The sequence below is a fragment of the Streptomyces sp. NPDC017940 genome (assembly GCF_044328435.1).
Classification (GTDB): Bacteria; Actinomycetota; Actinomycetes; order Streptomycetales; family Streptomycetaceae; genus Streptomyces.
Window position 1 is genome coordinate 407,228 of record NZ_JBIRHJ010000001.1, and the last position, 17,829, is coordinate 425,056.

Annotated in this window: 16 protein-coding genes; 11 read left to right on the plus strand and 5 right to left on the minus strand. The window is 73.5% G+C overall.

Features of this window, described 5'->3' with window-relative positions:
• The first annotated feature begins 8 nt into the window (after positions 1 to 8).
• The 6 genes from ACH4DX_RS01685 to ACH4DX_RS01710 all read left to right on the plus strand — a co-directional run bounded on the left by ACH4DX_RS01685 (position 9) and on the right by ACH4DX_RS01710 (position 5,615).
• Positions 9 to 980, plus strand: a complete 972-nt coding sequence (locus ACH4DX_RS01685; RefSeq protein WP_398153615.1) for an ABC transporter substrate-binding protein — start codon at positions 9 to 11, stop codon at positions 978 to 980.
• On the plus strand, positions 977 to 1,876 hold the full coding sequence (locus ACH4DX_RS01690; protein ID WP_398153616.1) for an ABC transporter permease: 900 nt from the start codon (positions 977 to 979) through the stop codon (positions 1,874 to 1,876). Before ACH4DX_RS01685 ends, ACH4DX_RS01690 begins: the two co-directional genes overlap by 4 nt.
• A complete protein-coding gene (locus tag ACH4DX_RS01695; RefSeq protein ID WP_398153617.1) occupies positions 1,873 to 2,682 on the plus strand; it encodes an ABC transporter permease in 810 nt (269 codons plus the stop codon). Before ACH4DX_RS01690 ends, ACH4DX_RS01695 begins: the two co-directional genes overlap by 4 nt.
• Positions 2,683 to 2,830: 148 nt before the next feature.
• Positions 2,831 to 3,628, plus strand: a complete 798-nt coding sequence (locus tag ACH4DX_RS01700) for an ABC transporter ATP-binding protein (protein ID WP_398153618.1) — start codon at positions 2,831 to 2,833, stop codon at positions 3,626 to 3,628.
• Complete coding sequence (locus ACH4DX_RS01705; protein WP_398116839.1) at positions 3,625 to 4,914, plus strand: flavin-dependent oxidoreductase; 1,290 nt, start codon at positions 3,625 to 3,627, stop codon at positions 4,912 to 4,914. The genes ACH4DX_RS01700 and ACH4DX_RS01705 overlap by 4 nt, the downstream gene beginning before the upstream one ends.
• Before the next feature lie 188 nt (positions 4,915 to 5,102).
• Entirely contained in the window at positions 5,103 to 5,615 is a 513-nt protein-coding gene (locus ACH4DX_RS01710; protein WP_398153619.1) for a DUF1203 domain-containing protein, read from the plus strand.
• 21 nt (positions 5,616 to 5,636) lie between these two features.
• Here the strand turns inward: ACH4DX_RS01710 and ACH4DX_RS01715 are convergent, their stop codons facing one another.
• A complete protein-coding gene (locus tag ACH4DX_RS01715) occupies positions 5,637 to 6,536 on the minus strand; it encodes a LysR family transcriptional regulator (RefSeq protein ID WP_398118027.1) in 900 nt (299 codons plus the stop codon).
• A 140-nt stretch (positions 6,537 to 6,676) separates the two neighbouring features.
• Between ACH4DX_RS01715 and ACH4DX_RS01720 the strand changes: the two genes are divergently transcribed.
• A complete protein-coding gene (locus ACH4DX_RS01720) occupies positions 6,677 to 7,861 on the plus strand; it encodes an MFS transporter (RefSeq protein WP_398116842.1) in 1,185 nt (394 codons plus the stop codon).
• A gap of 238 nt (positions 7,862 to 8,099) precedes the next feature.
• On the opposite strand, the gene ACH4DX_RS01725 is transcribed toward ACH4DX_RS01720, so the two are convergent.
• Together ACH4DX_RS01725 and ACH4DX_RS01730 are read right to left on the minus strand one after the other, a co-directional pair.
• The gene (locus ACH4DX_RS01725; protein WP_398116844.1) at positions 8,100 to 8,297 is read right to left on the minus strand and encodes a hypothetical protein; all 198 of its coding nucleotides are present in this window, start codon (positions 8,295 to 8,297) and stop codon (positions 8,100 to 8,102) included.
• A 140-nt stretch (positions 8,298 to 8,437) separates the two neighbouring features.
• Positions 8,438 to 9,457, minus strand: coding sequence for an aspartate-semialdehyde dehydrogenase (locus tag ACH4DX_RS01730; protein WP_398116846.1), 1,020 nt, complete (start codon positions 9,455 to 9,457; stop codon positions 8,438 to 8,440).
• Between the two features lie 249 nt (positions 9,458 to 9,706).
• Here ACH4DX_RS01730 and ACH4DX_RS01735 point away from each other — a divergent pair, with 249 nt between their 5' ends.
• From ACH4DX_RS01735 to ACH4DX_RS01745, 3 genes are all read left to right on the plus strand, one after another.
• Positions 9,707 to 10,240 (plus strand): sigma-70 family RNA polymerase sigma factor, encoded by a 534-nt coding sequence (locus ACH4DX_RS01735; protein WP_398153620.1) that lies wholly within the window; start codon positions 9,707 to 9,709, stop codon positions 10,238 to 10,240.
• Positions 10,237 to 11,031 carry a hypothetical protein gene (locus ACH4DX_RS01740; protein ID WP_398153621.1) on the plus strand — a complete coding sequence of 265 codons (795 nt, stop codon included), beginning with the start codon at positions 10,237 to 10,239 and terminating at the stop codon, positions 11,029 to 11,031. The genes ACH4DX_RS01735 and ACH4DX_RS01740 overlap by 4 nt, the downstream gene beginning before the upstream one ends.
• A gap of 229 nt (positions 11,032 to 11,260) precedes the next feature.
• Positions 11,261 to 12,763, plus strand: a complete 1,503-nt coding sequence (locus tag ACH4DX_RS01745; protein WP_398153622.1) for a M28 family peptidase — start codon at positions 11,261 to 11,263, stop codon at positions 12,761 to 12,763.
• 78 nt (positions 12,764 to 12,841) lie between these two features.
• Here the strand turns inward: ACH4DX_RS01745 and ACH4DX_RS01750 are convergent, their stop codons facing one another.
• The gene (locus ACH4DX_RS01750) at positions 12,842 to 16,180 is read right to left on the minus strand and encodes a S8 family serine peptidase (RefSeq protein ID WP_398153623.1); all 3,339 of its coding nucleotides are present in this window, start codon (positions 16,178 to 16,180) and stop codon (positions 12,842 to 12,844) included.
• Positions 16,181 to 16,413: 233 nt separating this feature from the next.
• On the minus strand, positions 16,414 to 16,962 hold the full coding sequence (locus ACH4DX_RS01755; RefSeq protein ID WP_398153624.1) for a CGNR zinc finger domain-containing protein: 549 nt from the start codon (positions 16,960 to 16,962) through the stop codon (positions 16,414 to 16,416).
• Between the two features lie 119 nt (positions 16,963 to 17,081).
• Here ACH4DX_RS01755 and ACH4DX_RS01760 point away from each other — a divergent pair, with 119 nt between their 5' ends.
• The gene (locus ACH4DX_RS01760) at positions 17,082 to 17,528 is read left to right on the plus strand and encodes an NUDIX hydrolase (RefSeq protein WP_398153625.1); all 447 of its coding nucleotides are present in this window, start codon (positions 17,082 to 17,084) and stop codon (positions 17,526 to 17,528) included.
• Positions 17,529 to 17,829 lie beyond the last annotated feature (301 nt).

Sequence of the window (17,829 nt, forward strand, 5' to 3'; positions counted from 1 at the left end):
TACGCGCAGTGACGTCGCGGGCCCTCGCCGTCGTGCTGGCCGGCGCGGCCACCGCGGGGTGCGGCGCGTCCGGGGGCTCCGACGGCGGATCGGCCGACGGCAAGGGTCCGGAGCGCACCCGGATCACCGTCGGCACCATGCCGGTCGCCGACACCGCGGCGCTCCAGATCGCGATCAGGAAGGGCTTCTTCAAGGCGGAGGGCCTCACCGTCCGCACGACCACCCTCAGCGGGGGCGCCGAGTCGGTCAGCAGGCTGCGGGCGGGCGCCATCGACGTCTCCTTCGGCAACTACGTCTCGTACTTCCTCGCGCACGCCAACAAGGCCCTCGACCTGCGGATCGTGTCCGACGCCTTCCAGTCGGCACCCGGCACGCACGCGGTCCTCGTACCGAAGGACTCGCCGGTCAGGTCCCTGAAGGACCTCGAGGGCAAGAAGATCGGTGTCAACACCAAACGGAACATCAGTGCCCTCCTCGTCCAGAAGGCGGGTAAGGCGGAGGGCGCCGCCTTCGACGACGACAAGGACTTCGTCGAGATCGACATGCCGAACATGGGGACCGCCCTGGAGTCCGGCAGCGTCGACGCCGTGCAGGCCGTGGAGCCGTTCGTCACGGCGATCGAGAAGTCCGGTGCCGGGCGGGTCGTCGCCGACCTCGGCAAGCCGCCCACCGCGGGCTTCCCGATCGCCGGCTACGCCGGCACCGCAGCGTTCACCGAGAAGAACCCGAAGACGGTCGCCGCGTTCCAGCGCGCCATGGCCCGCGCGCAGCAGCAGGCCGGCCACCGCTCCAACGTCGTGGCCGCGCTCCCGCACTACACGAAGATCACCGCCGAGGAGGCCGCCCAACTGCGCCTCGGCGGCTACCCCGTGGCCCTCGACCCGGCCCGGCTGCGACGCGTGGTCGACCTGATGCGGGAGTTCGGCTACCTGGAACAGGAGATCGACGTGGAGCCACTCCTCGTGCGCACGGCGCCGTGAGGCCTGCCGCGCGCTCCGGTCCCGGCCCGGGGCCGGGGCCCGGGGCGCGGACCCGCTCCCGCGCCGGACGGCGGGCCGGAGGTGCCCCGCGGCTCACCCGGCATGCCCCATGGCTGACCGGACGCGCCTGGGGGCGGGCCGTCCTCGGCGCGGCCGGGGTCCTCGGGGCGCTGCTGCTCGCCGAACTCCTCGCCCGGGGCGGGGCGTTCGAGGACCGGACGCTGCCGCCCGCCTCGTCCGTGCTCGCCCGCGCCGTGGAGATGGCCGTGGACGACGGGTTCCTCGGCCAGCTGTGGACCACCGTCTCCGCCTGGCTCGGCGGCCTCGCCGTCGCCGTCGCCCTCGCGGTGCCCGCGGGGCTGCTCCTCGGCTCGCTGCCCCGCCTCGACGCCGCCGCCCTGGCCGTCGTCGAACTGGCGAGGCCCGTGCCGTCCGTCGCCCTGATCCCGCTCGCCATCCTCGTGTTCGTCGAGCCCGGCCGGGTGGAGCGCTCCCTCGTCTGCTACGCCGCGCTGTGGCCCGTCCTCCTGCACACCCTGTACGGGCTGCGCGACGTCGACCCCGTCGCCAAGGAGGCGCTGCGCTCCTTCGGGTTCGGGCCGTTCGGGGTGGCGTGGCGGGTGTCGCTGCCGAGTGCGGGACCCCACGTCGTCACGGGCGTGCGGATTGCCGCGTCGGTGGGCCTGGTCGTGGCGGTCAGCGCGGAGCTGCGGGCCGGGGGCGACGGCGGGCTCGGCGTGTATCTCCTGGGAACCCAGTCCGGGGGCGGGCGCCCCGACCTGATGGTGGCGGGGGCCTGCTGGGCGGGGGCGCTCGGCGTCGCCGCCGACGCGGTCCTCGTCCTGGCGGGACGCAGGCTGTTCCCGCGCGGGACCGCGGCGGGAGCGGGCCCGTGACCTCACGACCACGCCTGGTCCTCGGCGCCGCCCTCGCCCGCGGATGGCTGCTCGTCCTGCTCCTCCTCGCCTGGGAGGCGGCGGCCCGGCGGGCGCAGGACCTGTACTTCCCGCCGCCGACCCGGATCGTGCGCACCATGCGCGAGCTGTGGTGGTCGGGGCCGCCGTCCCGGCTGTGGCTCAGCGACCTGGCCGTCGACGACTTCGTACCGAGCGTCGGCCATCTGCTCACCGGCTGGGCGCTCGCCGGGGTGGCGGGCATCGTCGTGGGCGTCGGCATCGGCCTCTCCCGGGTGGCGTTCCACCTCGCCGACCCCGTGCTGCGGTTCGGGCGGGCGGTGCCGCCGCCGACGCTCATCCCGTTCCTCATGGTCGCCTTCGGACTCGGTACGTCCATGCAGCTGGCGGTCATCGTCTTCGGCGTGGTGTGGCCGGTGCTGCTCAACACCGCGGAGGGGGTACGGTCCGTGGAGCCCCTGCAACTCGACTCCGCCCGTGTCTTCGGCCTCGATGGATGGGCCCGGCTGTGGTACGTCGTGCTGCCCGCGGCCGCGCCGAGGATCTTCGCGGGGCTGCGGGTCGCGCTCGGCTTCGCTCTGATCCTCATGGTCGTGGCGGAGCTGATGGGCTCCGGCGAGGGCATCGGCTCCCGGCTCAACGCGGCCGAACGCGAGTTCAGGCCGGACCAATTGTGGGCGGGGATCGTGCTGCTCGGCGCCATCGGCTGCGTACTCAACGCGCTGTTCCTGCTCGTCGAGCGCGGCGTGCTCGCCTGGCACCGGGGCGCGCGGCGCACGGGCACCTGAACCTGAACCTGAACCTGAAGGACCGCGACGGCAGGACCGGCCGGATCTCGCGGGGCGCAACGGGAACGCCCGAGGCCCTCGGGCACTCACATCACGTAGACCGCACGGAAGCCGGCAGTCGGCAGCAGGGGGACAGGGGGACCAGGGGATGCTGGACATCGTGGGGCTCAGCCATCGGTACGCCGACGGGCACCAGGCCGTCGAGGGCGTCGAACTGCACGTGGGCCGCGGCGAGTTGGTGAGCGTCGTCGGCCCCTCGGGGTGCGGCAAGTCCACCTTGCTGCGCTGCGTCGCGGGCCTGCTCCGGCCGAGCGCGGGCGACATCACCGTGGCGGGCAGGGCCGTCGACGGCGTGCCCGACGACCTCGCCGTCGTCTTCCAGGACTACACGCGCTCGCTCTTCCCCTGGCTGACGGTGCGGGACAACGTCGCCCTGCCGCTGCGCCGCCGCGGCCTCGACCGCGCGGAGCGCCGCGCGCGGGCCCTGCGCGCGCTCGCGCAGGTCGGCCTCGACGGCACCGCGGCCAAGTATCCGTGGCAGCTGTCGGGAGGCATGCAGCAGCGCGTCGCCATCGCCCGCGCGCTCGCCTACCGGCCCGCACTGCTCCTGATGGACGAGCCGTTCGGCTCCGTCGACGCGCAGACCAGGGAGGACCTGGAGGACCTGCTGCTCTCGGTCCGCGGCGGCCCCGGCACGCACCCTCCCGGCACCGGAGGACCCGCCACCCAGGGGATGACCATCCTCCTCGTCACCCACGACATCGACGAGAGCGTGTACGCAGCCGACCGCGTCGTCGTCCTCACCGGCGCCCCCGGCCGCGTGCACAGCGAACACCCCGTCGAACTGCCCGCGCCCCGCGACCAGATCGGCACCCGCGCCCTGCCCGCGTTCGTACGCCTGCGCACCGAGGTCGGGCGGGCGGTGCGACGCCCGTGCACGCCATGAACGCCACGCGCGCGAGCGTCGACGTCCTGATCGCGGGCGCGGGCATCGGCGGGCTCACCGCGGCCCTGAGCCTGCACGCGGCGGGCATCGGGGTGCGGGTCGTCGAACCGGTCCAGGTGCTGCGACCCCTCGGCGTCGGCATCAACCTGCTGCCGCACGCCGTCCGCGAGCTGACCGAGCTTGGCCTCGGCGACGCCCTCGCCGCGACCGGCCTGCCGACCGCCGCGATGGTCCACTACGACCGGCACGGCAACCGCATCTGGGGCGAGCCCCGCGGCCTCGCCCTCGGCTACCACTGGCCGCAGTACTCCCTGCACCGCGGTGCCTTGCAGATGCTCCTGCTCGACGCGGTGCGCGCCCGCATCGGCGAACGCGCCGTCGTCACCGGCACCTCGTTCGTGCGCTACGCCGAAACGGAGGGCCCCCTGCTCCGGGTGGTCCTTCGCGACCTGGCGCGCGGGCGTGAGCACACCGTGCCGGTGCGGGCCCTGATCGGCGCCGACGGGCTCTACTCGACGGTGCGGGCGCGGCTGCACCCCGGGGAGGGGCCGCCGCTGTGGAACGGCATCCGGATGTGGCGCGGCCTCACGGAGTGGGAGCCCGTGCTCGGCGAGCGCACCGTCACCGTCGCCGGCAGCAACGCGCACGCCAAGCTCGTCGTCTACCCCATCTCGCGGGAGGCCGAGGAGCGCGGCCGCGCGCTGCTCAACTGGGTGGCCGAGGTCCGGGTCCCGCCCGAGCACGGCGCCATGTCCGGCGCGGCCGACTGGAACCGGGGCGGGCGCCTGTCCGAGGTCCTTCCGCACTTCGCCGGGTGGCGGATCGGTGACCTCGACGTGCCCGCGATGTTCGCCGCGACCCGGCGGATCCTCGAGTACCCGATGGTCGACAGGGAGCCCCTGCCGCACTGGGGCAGGGGCCCCGTCACGCTGCTCGGCGACGCCGCCCACCCCATGTACCCCGTGGGTTCCAACGGCGGTTCGCAGGCGGTGCTCGACGCCCGCGTCCTCGCCCACTGCCTCGCCGTGCACGAGCCCGACCGGGTGGCCGGTCTGCGGGCGTACGAGGAACTGCGGCGCGAGGCCACGGCCGCCCTGGTCCTCGCCAACCGCCGGATGCCCGCCGACCGGCTCCTCCAGGCCGTCGCCGAGCGGGCACCCGACGGCTTCCACCGGGTGGAGGACGTCCTGACGCAGGAGGAGATCGCGGAGCTGGACGCGGCGTACCGCTGGACCACCGGGACGGACGTGGCGGAGCTGAACGGGCGGGGGTCGTGGGGGGTGTAGGCGTCCAGGAGTCCTCGCCGGGCCCGGGGACATCCCAGCCCGTCCGGCGTTCGAGGACGAGGCGCGAAGCGCCGACAAAGGGGGTCCAGGGGGCGAAGCCCCTTGGTTTCGGGAAGGGGCGGGCCGGGGGAGAACCACGTCCGGAAACCGCCAGCGCACCCTCCCGCGCCCGCGCGAACCTTGGCCCCATGACCACCGCATACACCCCGAACCCCATAGCCCCCGACACCCTCGGGGAACTGCGGCACACGGACGACGCGGGCCGCCCGTGCACCCCGTTCACGGACGGCGAGGGCGGCTCCCCCCTCCGCTGCTGCCTGCGCCCCGCCCGCCAGGGCGAACGCCTGGCCCTTGTCGCCTACGCCCCCCTCCGCCGCTGGGCGGCGGCCACCGGCGCCACGCCGGGCGCGTACGACGAGCAGGGCCCGGTCTTCATCCACGCGGACCCGTGCGAGGGCCCGGCCCCGGCGGAGACCAGGGAGGACTACCCGTTCGTGAGGGCGGGCGCCCTGCGCACCCTGCGCCGCTACGACGCCCGCGGCCACATCGTCGGCGGCCGCCTCCTCGAGATCCCCGAGCACCCGGCACCGGGTTTCGACGCGGCCTTCGCCGAGGCGTTCGCGGACCCGGAGGTCGCCCTCGTACACGTCCGCGCCGTGGAGTACGGCTGCTTCCACTTCGAGGTGCGCCGCCCGGTGTGAACCCGCGCGGGCCCCCGGGGCTCAGGCCACCGACGCGGCGGCGTCGCCCGCCCGGTCCCCGGCCCCGGCCACCGCCCGCGCGAGCGCCCGCACCCGCGCCGTCTCGCCGTCCCGGTGCCACACCATCCCGAGCACCGAGTCCGGCACGCCCCGCACCGGGACGAACACCACGTCCTGCCGCCCGTGGTACTCCGCCGTCGGCCGGCACAGCAGCATCGCCCCGCGGTCCGCGGCCACGAGCGTCAAACCCTCCTGGAGGGTGCGCACGGCGGGCGCGGGCACCGCGGAGGGCGCCTGGGCGGTACGCCAGTACGCGGGGGCCGGCGGGGCCGCCGAGATCAGCGGGGTGTCCGCCAGGTCGTCGGCGGTCAGGGACGCACGGGCCGCGAACGGATGGCGTACGGAGACCGCGACCGTCTGCTGCTGCCGGGAGAAGAGCGGGCCGAGCACCAGGTCCGGCTCCGCCACCGGGAGCAGCACGATCGCCGCGTCCACCTCGCCGTGCCGCACCGCCCCGAACGGGTCCGCGAACGGCACCTCCGCGATCTCCGCGACACAACCGGGGTGCTGCTCCTGGAACGCCGTGATCGCCTCCATCAGACGCGCGTCGGCCGTGCCCTGGAAACCCACCCTGATCCGTCCCGACACGCCGCGCGCCGACTCCTTGGCCCGCTCCACCACGGTCGCCAACTCCTCGTAGGCCGGGGAGAGTTCCGTACGGAACCGCACACCGAGCGGGGTCAGCCGCACCCGGCGGCTCGTACGCTCCACCAGACGGGCGCCGATGCGGTGCTCAAGGGCGGCGAGGAGCTGGCTGACGCGGCTCTGGGAGACGTAGAGCCGCTCACCAGCGCGGCCGAAGTGCAGTTCCTCGGCCAGGACGAGGAAGCACTCCAGCTCGCGTATCTCCAGACCGCTCACCGCTCCGGTCCGTCCGTTCCGCTGTCCCGCCGTGTGCGCGTCCCGTGCGTCCCGCGCGTCCTGCGATCGATTAGCCACGCTCATTCAAGGATGAGAACTCCGGCGTTGTTCCCGCCGCCGCGCGGGCGTTGGGTGGGGCCATGGAACCCGTGACCACATCCGCGCCCGCCCCCACCGGACGGCGGTCCCCGCCGCTGTCCGTCGTCGCCGTCGCGGCCGCCACCTTCTCGGTCGTCACCACGGAGATGCTGCCCGTGGGGCTGCTCACCTCCCTGTCCTCGGGCCTGCACGTCTCCGACGGCACCGCGGGTCTCACCGTCACCCTGCCCGGAGTCGTCGCCGCGCTCGCCGCCCTGCTGCTGCCCGTCGCCGTGCGCCGCGCGGACCGCAAGCGGGTGCTGTGCGCCCTGATGCTGCTGCTCGGCGCGGCCAATGTGCTCTCCGCGCTCGCGCCGTCCTTCGCGGTGCTGCTCGGCGCCCGGATCGTCGTCGGCCTGTGCATCGGCGGTGTCTGGGCCGTCGCCGCCTCCCTCGCGGTGCGGCTGGTCGCCGCCGAGTCCGTGGGCAGGGCCACCGCCGTCATCTTCAGCGGCATAGCCGTGGCGTCGGTGCTCGGTGTGCCCGCCGGAACCTTCCTCGGTGAACTCAGCAGCTGGCGCTGGGCGTTCGCCGCCGTCGCGGTGCTCGGGCTCGCCGTCGCCGCGCTGCTCGCCGCCGTCCTGCCGCCGCTCCCCGCCGACGAGCCGGTGCGGCTCGGCGCCTTCCCCGGCCTGCTGCGGCTGCCCCGGCTGCGGGTCGGCCTGATCGCGGTGGCGCTGCTCGTGGTCGGGCACTTCTCCGCGTACACCTATGTGCGGCCGGTGCTCGAACGGGTGCCGGACCTCGGCCCCGGCCTCGTCAGTGGGCTGCTGCTCGCGTACGGCGTCGCCGGGATCGCGGGGAACTTCCTCGGCGGCTCCCTGGCGGCCCGCGATCCGCGCCGGGCGCTCCTCGTGATCTCCGCCGCGCTCGGTGGCGTGGTGCTCCTGCTGGGACCGGCGGGCGGCTCCCTGGCCGCGTCCGTGGTGCTGCTCGTCGCGTGGGGGCTCGCCTACGGCGGAGTGTCCGTCTCCTCGCAGAACTGGGTGATGGCGGCGGCGCCCGCCGCCCGCGAGGCCGCGTCCGCGCTGTTCGCCGGGGTGTTCAACGTGGCCATCGCGGTCGGCGCGCTGACCGGCGGCCGGGTCGCCGACGGCACCGGGGTGACCGATGTGCTCTGGGTGGGCGGCGGGCTCGCCGTGATCTCGCTCGGCGTGATCGCCCTCGCGGCACGCGAGGGGAGGTGACACGGGGACACGACGGCAGCCGCGGGGGGGGGGGGGGCCGGCGGGGGGGGGGGGGGGGGGGGGGGGGGGGGGGGGGGGGGGGGGGGGTGGTGAGGTGCGCGGTCGTCTGCCGCCCGGGGCGCGGGCGTGGGCGTCGGTGCGTGCCCCGCGCCCCCGCCCCCCCCCCCGCCGCCCCCGCGGCGGGGGCGCGCCCCCCCCCCCCCGCGGCTGCCGTCCCGGGAGGGTTCGACCCCTCGGCTCAGGGCGCCAGGCACCCGGTGGCGGGGACCTCGGTGGGCACACCAGGACTGGCCAGGTCGACGAGGCCGGTGACCTCCTGCACGGCGCAGTCGACGGTCGCCAGGGGGTCCGGGATGGCGCTCGCCGGGGAGGCGAGGGCGCCGACGAGGGCGAGGGTTCCGATGGCCATGGTGGTCACGGCGGCGATACGGCGCATGAACTTCCCTTGTGAGTGGTGCGGTTGATGCACCCCATCACTGCCCGGACACGCCCGGGGGGCATGCGCCGTATCACTCGTACGTGGCTGCGGAAACGATCTTTCGCGAGCCGGGCGTTTCCGGTGGTCCCTGCGGCGCCTCAGGCGCCCGAGAGCTCCGCCGCGACCAGCTCCGCGATCTGCACCGCGTTCAGCGCGGCGCCCTTGCGGAGGTTGTCGTCGGAGACGAAGAGGGCGAGGCCGTTCTCGACGGTCTCGTCGCCGCGGATGCGGCCCACGAAGGACTCGTCGCGGCCCGCGGCCACCAGCGGCGTCGGCACGTCCGTGAGCACGACACCTTCCGCGCCGGCCAGGATCTCGGTGGCGCGCTCCGGGGACAGCGGCCGCGCGAAGCGGGCGTTGATCTGGAGGGAGTGGCCGGTGAAGACGGGCACGCGGACACAGGTGCCGGAGACCTTCAGCCCGGGGATCTCCAGGATCTTGCGGGACTCGTGGCGCAGCTTCTGCTCCTCGTCGGTCTCGTTCAGACCGTCGTCGACGAGGGAGCCCGCCATCGGCAGGACGTTGTACGCGATCGGCGCGACGTACTTGTCGGGCTTCGGGAACTCGGCCCTGTCGCCGCCGTGCGTCAGCTTCGGCGCCTCGTCACCGACCTTCTTGACCTGCTCGAAGAGCTCCTCGACGCCCGCGAGCCCGGAGCCGGACACCGCCTGGTAGGTGGCGACGACCAGCGAGGTCAGCTCCGCCTCCAGGTGCAGCGGCTTCAGGACGGGCATCGCGGCCATCGTCGTGCAGTTCGGGTTGGCGATGATGCCCTTCGGGCGGTCCGCGACGGCGTGCGGGTTCACCTCGGAGACGACAAGGGGCACCTCGGGGTGGCGGCGCCAGGCGGAGGAGTTGTCGATCACCACGGCGCCCTGCGACGCGACCTTCTCGGCGAGCGCCTTGGAGGTGGCGCCGCCCGCGGAGAACAGGACGATGTCCAGGCCCGTGTAGTCGGCCGTCGAGGCGTCCTCGACCGTGACCCCGTCGAGGACCGTGCCGGCCGAGCGGGCCGAGGCGAACAGACGCAGCTCGTCGAGCGGGAACTTGCGCTCCGCGAGGATGGTGCGCATGACCGTGCCGACCTGACCGGTGGCTCCGACGATTCCGACCTTCACAGGGTTCCTCCGTAGGTGTGTGCCTGGCGCGCGGCCGTCCGGCCTGGGCGTTCTGCCGCTCGCTCCATCATGCGTCTGTCCGAGGCCGCTTTGTCCAATCCGTTGTCCGAGGTGCGGAACACCACAGGTGACGCCGGGCGGAACCGGCGCCCCGTTGCGGGTCCGGCAGCCGAACGTTTCCGCGGCTTCCCGCGTCCTAGGGGAAACGCGGGAACGCGCGGGCCGAGGGACGGGACGAGGGGGAGGCCATTGCTGCGCAGAAGCACGCGCCGCGGACCACGGGGGCGGGCACCCGCCGACCCGCTCGACGCGGACCAGGAGGACCGGGTGCGGGCCGTGCTCTCGCTGGGCGGGGTCCCGCACGGGGAACTCCAGGACGGGGTGCAGCACGTCAGGCTGCGGCTCCTGGAGCGGGCGGCGCGCGGGCAGGAGGCGCCCCGGGAGGTGTCGGCGTGGGCGGCCGTCGTGGCCTCGAACTGGGCCATGGACTACCACCGCGCCCGGCGCCGCCAGGAACGGCTCGGCGAGCGGCTCGCCGCGCTGCGCCCGGCGGAGCCCCAGGAGGACGGCGCCGAGTCGCGGGTCCTGTCGCTCGCCGTGGCGCAGGGCCTCGACGAGCTGCCGGACAGCCAGCGCCAGGTCGTCGTGCTGCGCTTCTACGCCGATCTGCCGGTCCGCGACATCGCTGATGCACTGGGCGTTCCGGAGGGCACGGTGAAGAGCAGGCTGCACGCGGCGGTACGGGTGCTGCGTACGCGGCTGCACGAGGGTGAGGTGGTGTGACCGTGGCGCACGAGAAGCCGTACGACCCCGTCGACGCGCTGACGCGGGCGGTCACGGACGAGCCGGTGCCCGGGGCCGCCCGCGCCGACGAGCGCTTCATGGCCGAGTACGCGGCGGCCGTCGCCGACGTCGAGGTGCTGCGGGCCCAGCTGCGGATCGTGGGCGAGACACTGGCGGGGGGCGGGCCGCGCCCACCGTCCGGTTCGCGCGGTGCGTCCGGTTCGGGCAGCCCCGCCGGTTCGCGCGGCCCCGCCGGTTCACGCGGCACCTCCCGGCCCCCTGGCGTGGCCCGCCGCCGTGCCGTGCTCGCCCTCGCCGCCGTGCTCGGTGCCGGGCTGCTCGGCGGGCTCTGCTGGCTCGGCGCGGGCATGAGCACCGGCGACCTCGACTCGCGGACGAGCGGCGACTCCGCGAAGGGCGCGCCGAGCCTCGCCGACGACCGGCCGGGAGGTGCCGTCGAGGACGCGAAGAAGTCACCGGAGGGCTACGTCGCCTGCGCCCGGCTCATCGTCGAGGGCACCGTACGGAGCGTCGAGCCGCTGCCCGACGGGACCCGGGACAGGGTCACGCTCGACGTGACCCGCCGCTACAAGCCCGCCGAGGGCGAGAAGCAGGTCACCTTCGTGATGGACGCCTCCGCCGACCCGCGGCTGCGGGCGGGGGACCACGTACTGATCGGCATCCCCGAGGGCGAGGAGTCCCCCGACATCTGGTCCACCGGCGGGCGCCGCGCCGGGAACCGGGCGTGGATCGAGAGGGCGCTGCCCCGGGCGCGCGGCATGGAGTGCTGAGCGCGCGGGCCGCGCCGGGGCGGATTACTGAGTTCCGGTGACAACTCCGTGAAGACGCGGTTGCGAACCGGGCGAACAGCCCGACCTGCGATTTCACCGGGCTACGGTCCTTCCACCGCCAGCCGGTGATCACTGGCACACGGCGGTCGCGTACCTGACCAGTACCCGGCCGGTGCCCGACCGCGGTGATCACTGGCGCCACTCACCGACCACGCAAGGAAGGACCTCCGTGCGCGCACCCCGCAGCCGGACGACGGCCGCTCTGCTCTCCGCCGTCGTCGCCGCCCCCGTCCTGTTCGCCGCCGCGTCCCCCGCGGGCGCGCAGGACGCCGCCCGGCCCGACGGGCACCGGACGACGCAGGCCGAGAAGGCGCAGCAGCTCGCCAAGAAGCTGGTGAAGAAGTCCACCGGCAAGAGCGCCCACCGCCACCTGGAGAAGTTCCAGGAGATAGCCGACGCCCACGGCGGCAACCGCGCCGCGGGCACCCCGGGTCACAAGGCCTCCACCAGGTACGTGTACGACCGCCTGAAGAAGGCCGGTTACCAGGTCTCGTACCAGGACTTCACGTTCTACACCTCGCAGACGCTGCGGGAGGGCGCGAGCGTCCTTACGCCGGAGGCGCGCAAGCTGAACGCCCTGGCGTTCGACTTCAGCAAGTCCACGCCCGAGGGCGGTCTGACGGCACCGGTCGCCGCGGCCCGCGTCGACGACAGCCCGGGCTGCGAGGCCGACGACTACACCTCGGACACCTTCACCGGAAAGATCGCACTGGTGAAGCGCGGCACCTGCACCTTCGCCGAGAAGGAGGCAGCGGCGGCCAAGGCGGGCGCCATCGGCCTCGTGCTCTACAACCACTCCGGCGACGCGCCCGTCAAGGGCAACCTGGAGACCCCGGACAACGCGCACATCCCCGCCGTCGGCATCACCAGGGCCGAGGGCGAGAAGCTGGCCGGGCAGGTGCAGCAGGGCGAGGTGAAGCTCTCCCTGGACGTCGCCACCAAGGCGGTCCCGCACCAGACCCGCAATGTGGTCGCGGAGACCCGCGGTGGCCGCGCCGACCGCGTGGTGGCGCTCGGCGCGCACCTGGACTCCGTGGAGGAGGGTCCTGGCATCAACGACAACGGCTCGGGTTCAGCCGGTCTGATCGAGGTCGCGGAGAAGCTCGCCAAGGAGACCAAGGGCGGCAAGAAGCTCGCCCACAAGGTCCGCTTCGCCTGGTGGTCGGCCGAGGAGCTCGGCCTGCTCGGCTCGGACCACTACGTGAAGACCCTGAGCACCGAGCAGAAGAAGAACATCAAGCTCTACCTGAACTTCGACATGATCGCCTCGCCCAACGCGGCCGAACTCGTCTACGACGGCGACGACTCCGACAAGACGGGCGCGGGCGCGGGCCCGGCGGGCTCCGCCCAGATCGAGAAGCTGATCAACGGTTTCCTGGACAAGAAGAAGGTCCCGCACTGGGGCACCGACTTCGACGGCCGCTCCGACTACGGCGCGTTCATCGCGACCGGCATCCCGGCCGGCGGCACCTTCACCGGCGCCGAGGGCCTCAAGACCGAGGAGCAGGCGGCCAGGGCGGGCGGCAGGGCAGGACAGCCCTACGACCCGAACTACCACGCCAAGGGCGACGACATCAAGAACATCAACCGCAAGGCGTTCGACGTGAACATCGACGTCATCGCGCACGCGGTGGGCACCTACGCGCAGGACCTCAGCTCGCTCAAGCGCTGAGCCGGGCAGCGGGACGGGGGCGGGCACTTCGGTGTCCGCCCCCGTCTTCGTGCTGTCGTCAGCGCGAGGCCGCCGAGGTCACTCGGTGACCTTCTCCAGCGTGACGCTGCCGGTGCCCGCGACCGTGCCGCGCGCGTTCAGGAGGTTCACCTCACCGAACAGGACCCGGCCCGAGGCGCCGGGGGAGCCCACGACCAGCTCGGCGGAGACGTCCGCGGTCGCGCCGTGGGCGAGCTTCACCGACTTGCCCTCGTCGACCTTGACCTGGCCGAGGGAGGCGGAGAAGAACACGTCACGGTAGTCGTACGCGGTCTGCCCCGACGGGATGGAGTAGCCCGCGACCTGGAGCGTGTACGTGCCCGCTGCGGGCTTGGTGACGCTCACGGACTCCTCCGAGTCGCCGTCCGCCGACTGCACGACGAGCTGGCCGTCCTTGAACAGCGCCAGGTCGAGGTCGGCACGGGAGTCCGTGGTGGAGCCGATCACGGCGTCGAGCCGCTCGGCGCCCTCGGGCACGACGACCGTGGTGGTCTGCGTCTCGCCCTGCTTGATGGTGGGCCGCGAGGTGGCGGCCGAACCGAGCGAGCCGCCCTTCAGCCTGCCGTCCACGGCGGCGTAGTCGTTCCGCGCCTTCCAGGTGACCGGGGTGGCCGAGCCGGCCTTGGCCTCGGCGACCTTCAGGGGCTCGGGGGCGAAGGCCACACCGAGCGCGGAGACCTCCAGCTCGAACGGGTTGTCGAGCACCGGCGAGGTGCGGCGCGCCTCGACCTCGATCTCCCAGACGCCCGGCGTCGGGTTCGGGTACGAGCGCGCGTCGGGGCGGCAGGTGTTGTCCGGGTTCGGGAAGTTCGGGTAGCAGACGAGCGACGACGTCGACTCGGCCGGGAGCCCGTACGGGTGGATGGAGATGAAGCGCGTCTGGCTCTTGTCCGCGAGCCCGCCGAGCGCGACCTCCAGGGACTTCGCGCCCTTCGGCACGTTCACGAAGTACGACTTGGTGCCGTTGCGCTGCACCGAACCGGACGCCTTGTACGTGAAGGAGGGCTTCGCCAGCTGCTTGGCGACCACCACGGTCGTCATGATCTGGTGGTCGATGCCGCGGGTGCGCTTGTCGTCGACGGTCAGCTTGGCGCTGGAGACGCCTGCGGACTCCGGCCTCGCCTGCACCTTCACCTTGACCGGCCGGTCGAGGGGCAGGTAGACCTCGCCGTCGGCGGCGTCACCGAGCAGCTTGAAGGTCTTCTCGTGGTTGTTGGCGAACGCCAGCTTGTGGCGCAGCGGGCGGCTGGAGCCCGACGTCCGCGTGATCGTCACGTCGTACGTCTTCTTCTGACCCGCCCTCAGACCGCCCTCGCGGTCGTACAGGCCGGTGCCGGGCTTCTTCAGCTCCTGGTCCAGGGCCGTGTCGACGGGCGCCTTGACCGTGTACTCGTGAGCCTTGGCGCCGCCCTTGATCGCGGCCCAGGCGTCCACGACGTCGATCCGGCCCGTGCCCTGCTCGTAGGCCTGTACACCCGGGATGCGGTGCGCGGTCGAGGTGAGCGCGGTGCGCAGCTCGGCCGGGGTGAGGTCGAGGCGCTGCTGCTTGGCGGCGCTCAGGAGCAGCGCGGCCGCGCCCGCCGTCTGCGGCGACGACATCGAGGTGCCCTGGAGCATCGAGTAGCCGGCGGGCAGCCGGTAGCCCGCCTCGGCGACCGGGGAGCCCGGCAGCCAGGTCTGGGTGGTGTTGATGGCCGAGCCCGGCGCGGTCACCAGGGGCTGGAAGCCGCCGTCCTCACGCGGGCCGCGCGAGGAGAAGTTGAACATGCCGTACTTCTTGGTCACCTCCGAGCCGTAGTTGGCGGCCCAGGTCTCCTTGGAGACCGCGGCGCCCACGGAGATGACGTGGTCGGCGAGCCCGGGGTCACCGATGGTGTTGGCGCCGGGGCCCGAGTTGCCCGCCGAGATGACCAGCTGCACGCCGTAGGTGTCGATGAGACGCTTGTACAGCTCGGCGCGCGCGTTGTTGCCGTCGTTGAGCGCGGGCAGGCCGCCGATCGACATGTTGACGATGTCGACGCCGCGCTTCGTCACGAGGTCGATCATGCCCTCGGTGAGCGCGACGTTGGTGCAGCCACCGGTCCAGGTGCAGGCGCGGGAGGACACGAGGTTGGCGCCGGGCGCCGCGCCGTTCATCCTGCCGCCGAACAGCTTGTTGGCGGCCGTGATGCCCGCGACGTGCGTGCCGTGCTCGGACTCGATGACGCCGATGTTCACGAAGTCGGCCTTCTTGCCGACCCAGTCGCCGCCGTAGGGGTCCGTGGGGACGTCCTTGCGGATCTCGACGACGAACGGCACCCGCTCGGCGACGTCGGTCGCCGGGTCGTCCTTACCGAAGTAGCCGACCTGGTGGTTCTTGCCGTAGGGCTTCATCGGCTTGTCGTTGCCGAAGTCCTTGTCGCCGTTCAGGTCCACGCGGACGGTGCCCGCGGCCGGGTCGTACAGGACGCCCCAGCTGTCGGTGGTGTCCCCGTCGCGGTTCAGGTCGCCCTTGGCGTCGCCGCCGGTGGTGGCGGCCTCGCGGAAGCGGCTGATCTGGTAGGAGCCCGCGGGGGCCTTCCAGGAGTCGCCGTCGAAGGTGAACGCGGGACCGGACACCGGGTTGGTCATGCGGCGCCAGGTCGCGTCGGCGTCGACGATCGGGTCGGTCGCCGTCACCCAGTCGGTGATCTTGCGTTCGCCGGTGGTGGTCCTCTGGAGCGCCGGGTGACCGAGGTCGACGCCCGAGTCGAGGACGCCGATGGTGACGCCGCGGCCGTCGGCCTTCGGGTTCTTCTGCACGAAGTCGACGGCGCCCGTCTCGAAGGACGGGTTGTACGGGTTCTTGGCGGGCGTGTTCTTGCCGGGGGCCGGGTGGGCGGCGCGGCCCGTGGCGCTCTTCGCGCCCTTCGGGCTCTGCGGCTTCGGGTCGTCGAGCTCGATCTCGTGCCGCAGGTCGATGCCGTGCACGGAGGGGAGCTTGGTGGCAGCCTCGATCGCGGCGTCGGCGCGCGCGGTCGGTACGGCGGCGCGGACGTAGCCGAGCTTGTCGTAGGTGCGGCCGACGGAGCCGCCCTTGACGGCGTCGAGCTGCTTGGCGACCTGCTCGGTCGCGCCGGGCGCGGTGGCGACCATCATCGTGACGGTCTTCACGCCCTCCGCCTTGGCGTCGGCGAGCAGTTCGGCGTCCGCGGCGCCGAGCTTGGCGGCGGCGTCCTTGGGCGCCGGGGCGACGGGCGCGGGGGACGGGGCGTCGGCGGCGAAGGCCAGCGGCAGCGGGGCCGCCGCGCACAGAGCGGCGGCCACACCTATCGCGGTGGCGAGACGTGCGGTGCGTCTGGCGCGGTCGTCGCGTCTCGCACCCGGCTCGGGCGCGCGTGGATCGAGGGTCATCAGCATCCCTGTACGTAAAGACCGGCTGGTCGAGCCGATGCGGTGAGAGTCCGGAATACGGGGCCGGATGACCGCTCAGCTTTACGTAAGGGGTGCCTGTTTGGGGAGAGTCGCCCGGCACGGGATGCGCCGGTGGCGTACTTCCGCCATACGCCATCGGGAACAAGGCGGTGCATAACGGGACTTGACGGCGACGCGGTGTCCGTACAGGGGTGCCGCCGCGTCCGTGCGGATGTGTGTCAGCCCTCCCGTGAGCGCGCGTAGTGGCGGGACGCCTTCGCACGGTTGCCGCACAGCGCCATGGAGCACCAGCGGCGGGTGCCGTTCCGCGAGGTGTCGAAGAAGTGCAGGACGCACGCCTCGTGGGCGCAGCCGCGGATGCGGTCCGGCGCGCTGTCGAGCAGCGTCAGGTAGTTCCGGGCCGCGAGCCACGCGGGTCCCCAGGACGGGTCGTCGAACTCGGGCACCTCGGCGGGACCCGCCGTCGTCAGGGTCGCACGGACGCGGCCGTGCGCGAGGACCGCGTCGACCCGCGCGACCGCACCCGCCTCGCCGCCCGGCTTCCCCGGCAGGTCGACGACCCCGGCCAGGGCGTCCCTGGCCCGCAGCAGGTGCTCCAGGGTGGAGCCGTCGGCGCCGAACCGCTCGTCGAGCCCGTTCGCCGCCAGCCACACCGAGAGTCCCTCGACACCGTCGAGCAGGTCCTCCCACGCCCCGTCCTGCACCCAGCGGGTGTTGAGCAGATCCAGGGCGAGGGGCTCACCGGTGAGGGGGCGAGGGTCGGGCATGCCCGCTCCTTCCGTCCGTCCGCCGCGGTCCGTCCGCGGGCATCTAACCCCTTAAGGGTAAGTCACCGGTTCGAGTAACGGGGCGTGACTGACCGGTGTACGCGGTCTAACGTCGGCCCGTGCACAAGGAACTCAGGGTGGCGGCCTACGCCGTATGCGTACGCGACGGGTCCGTGCTGCTCGCCCGCTGGGTGGCGGGGGACGGCAGCAAGCGGTGGACGCTGCCCGGGGGCGGCATGGACCACGGTGAGGACCCGTACGACACCGTCATCAGGGAGGCCGACGAGGAGACCGGGTACGCCGTGCAACCGGTCGCCCTCCTCGGCGTGGACTCCCTGCGCCGCCGCTACCCGAGGCGGCTCGGGGCCCTCGCGGACTTCCACGGCGTACGCATCGTCTACGAGGGCCGAGTCACCGGGGGCGCCCTGCGGCACGAGACGTCGGGGTCGACGGACCTGGCGGCATGGCACCCCCTGGACGACGTCGCCACCCTCGACCGCGTGAGCCTGGTCGACATCGGCCTGTCCCTGTGGCACGCACGGCCGCCGCACGGCCACTTGGGGTAGGCCGTGGGCCCTCGGCGGGGGGTCGCGCTGACGCGCTCGTCCTCAATCGCCGGACGGGCTTATTTGAGCCCGTCCGGCGATTGAGGACGAGGTGCGGAGCGCCGACGAGGGGGCCCGGGGGCGAAGCCCCCGGTTTCGGAGAAGGGGCGGGCCTGGGGCGCCCCGCGAGGGCCACTGCCCCGCCACGTGAACACGGAGCGACACCACCCCCACCCCCCAACGAGCAAACCGTGCACACCCAGGGTGCTCCCAGATCCACTTACGGTGATCGGCGCCGCATGTTGCGGCGTCGTTCACGCAC

Bases quoted from the DNA above. Each gene is read 5' to 3' on its own strand.
- ACH4DX_RS01700 (WP_398153618.1), top strand. From the start codon at position 2,831: ATGCTGGACATCGTGGGGCTCAGCCATCGGTACGCCGACGGGCACCAG.
- ACH4DX_RS01705 (WP_398116839.1), top strand. From the start codon at position 3,625: ATGAACGCCACGCGCGCGAGCGTCGACGTCCTGATCGCGGGCGCGGGC.
- ACH4DX_RS01710 (WP_398153619.1), top strand. From the start codon at position 5,103: ATGACCACCGCATACACCCCGAACCCCATAGCCCCCGACACCCTCGGG.
- ACH4DX_RS01720 (WP_398116842.1), top strand. From the start codon at position 6,677: ATGGAACCCGTGACCACATCCGCGCCCGCCCCCACCGGACGGCGGTCC.
- ACH4DX_RS01725 (WP_398116844.1), bottom strand. From the start codon at position 8,297: ATGCGCCGTATCGCCGCCGTGACCACCATGGCCATCGGAACCCTCGCC.
- ACH4DX_RS01750 (WP_398153623.1), bottom strand. From the start codon at position 16,180: ATGCTGATGACCCTCGATCCACGCGCGCCCGAGCCGGGTGCGAGACGC.
- ACH4DX_RS01755 (WP_398153624.1), bottom strand. From the start codon at position 16,962: ATGCCCGACCCTCGCCCCCTCACCGGTGAGCCCCTCGCCCTGGATCTG.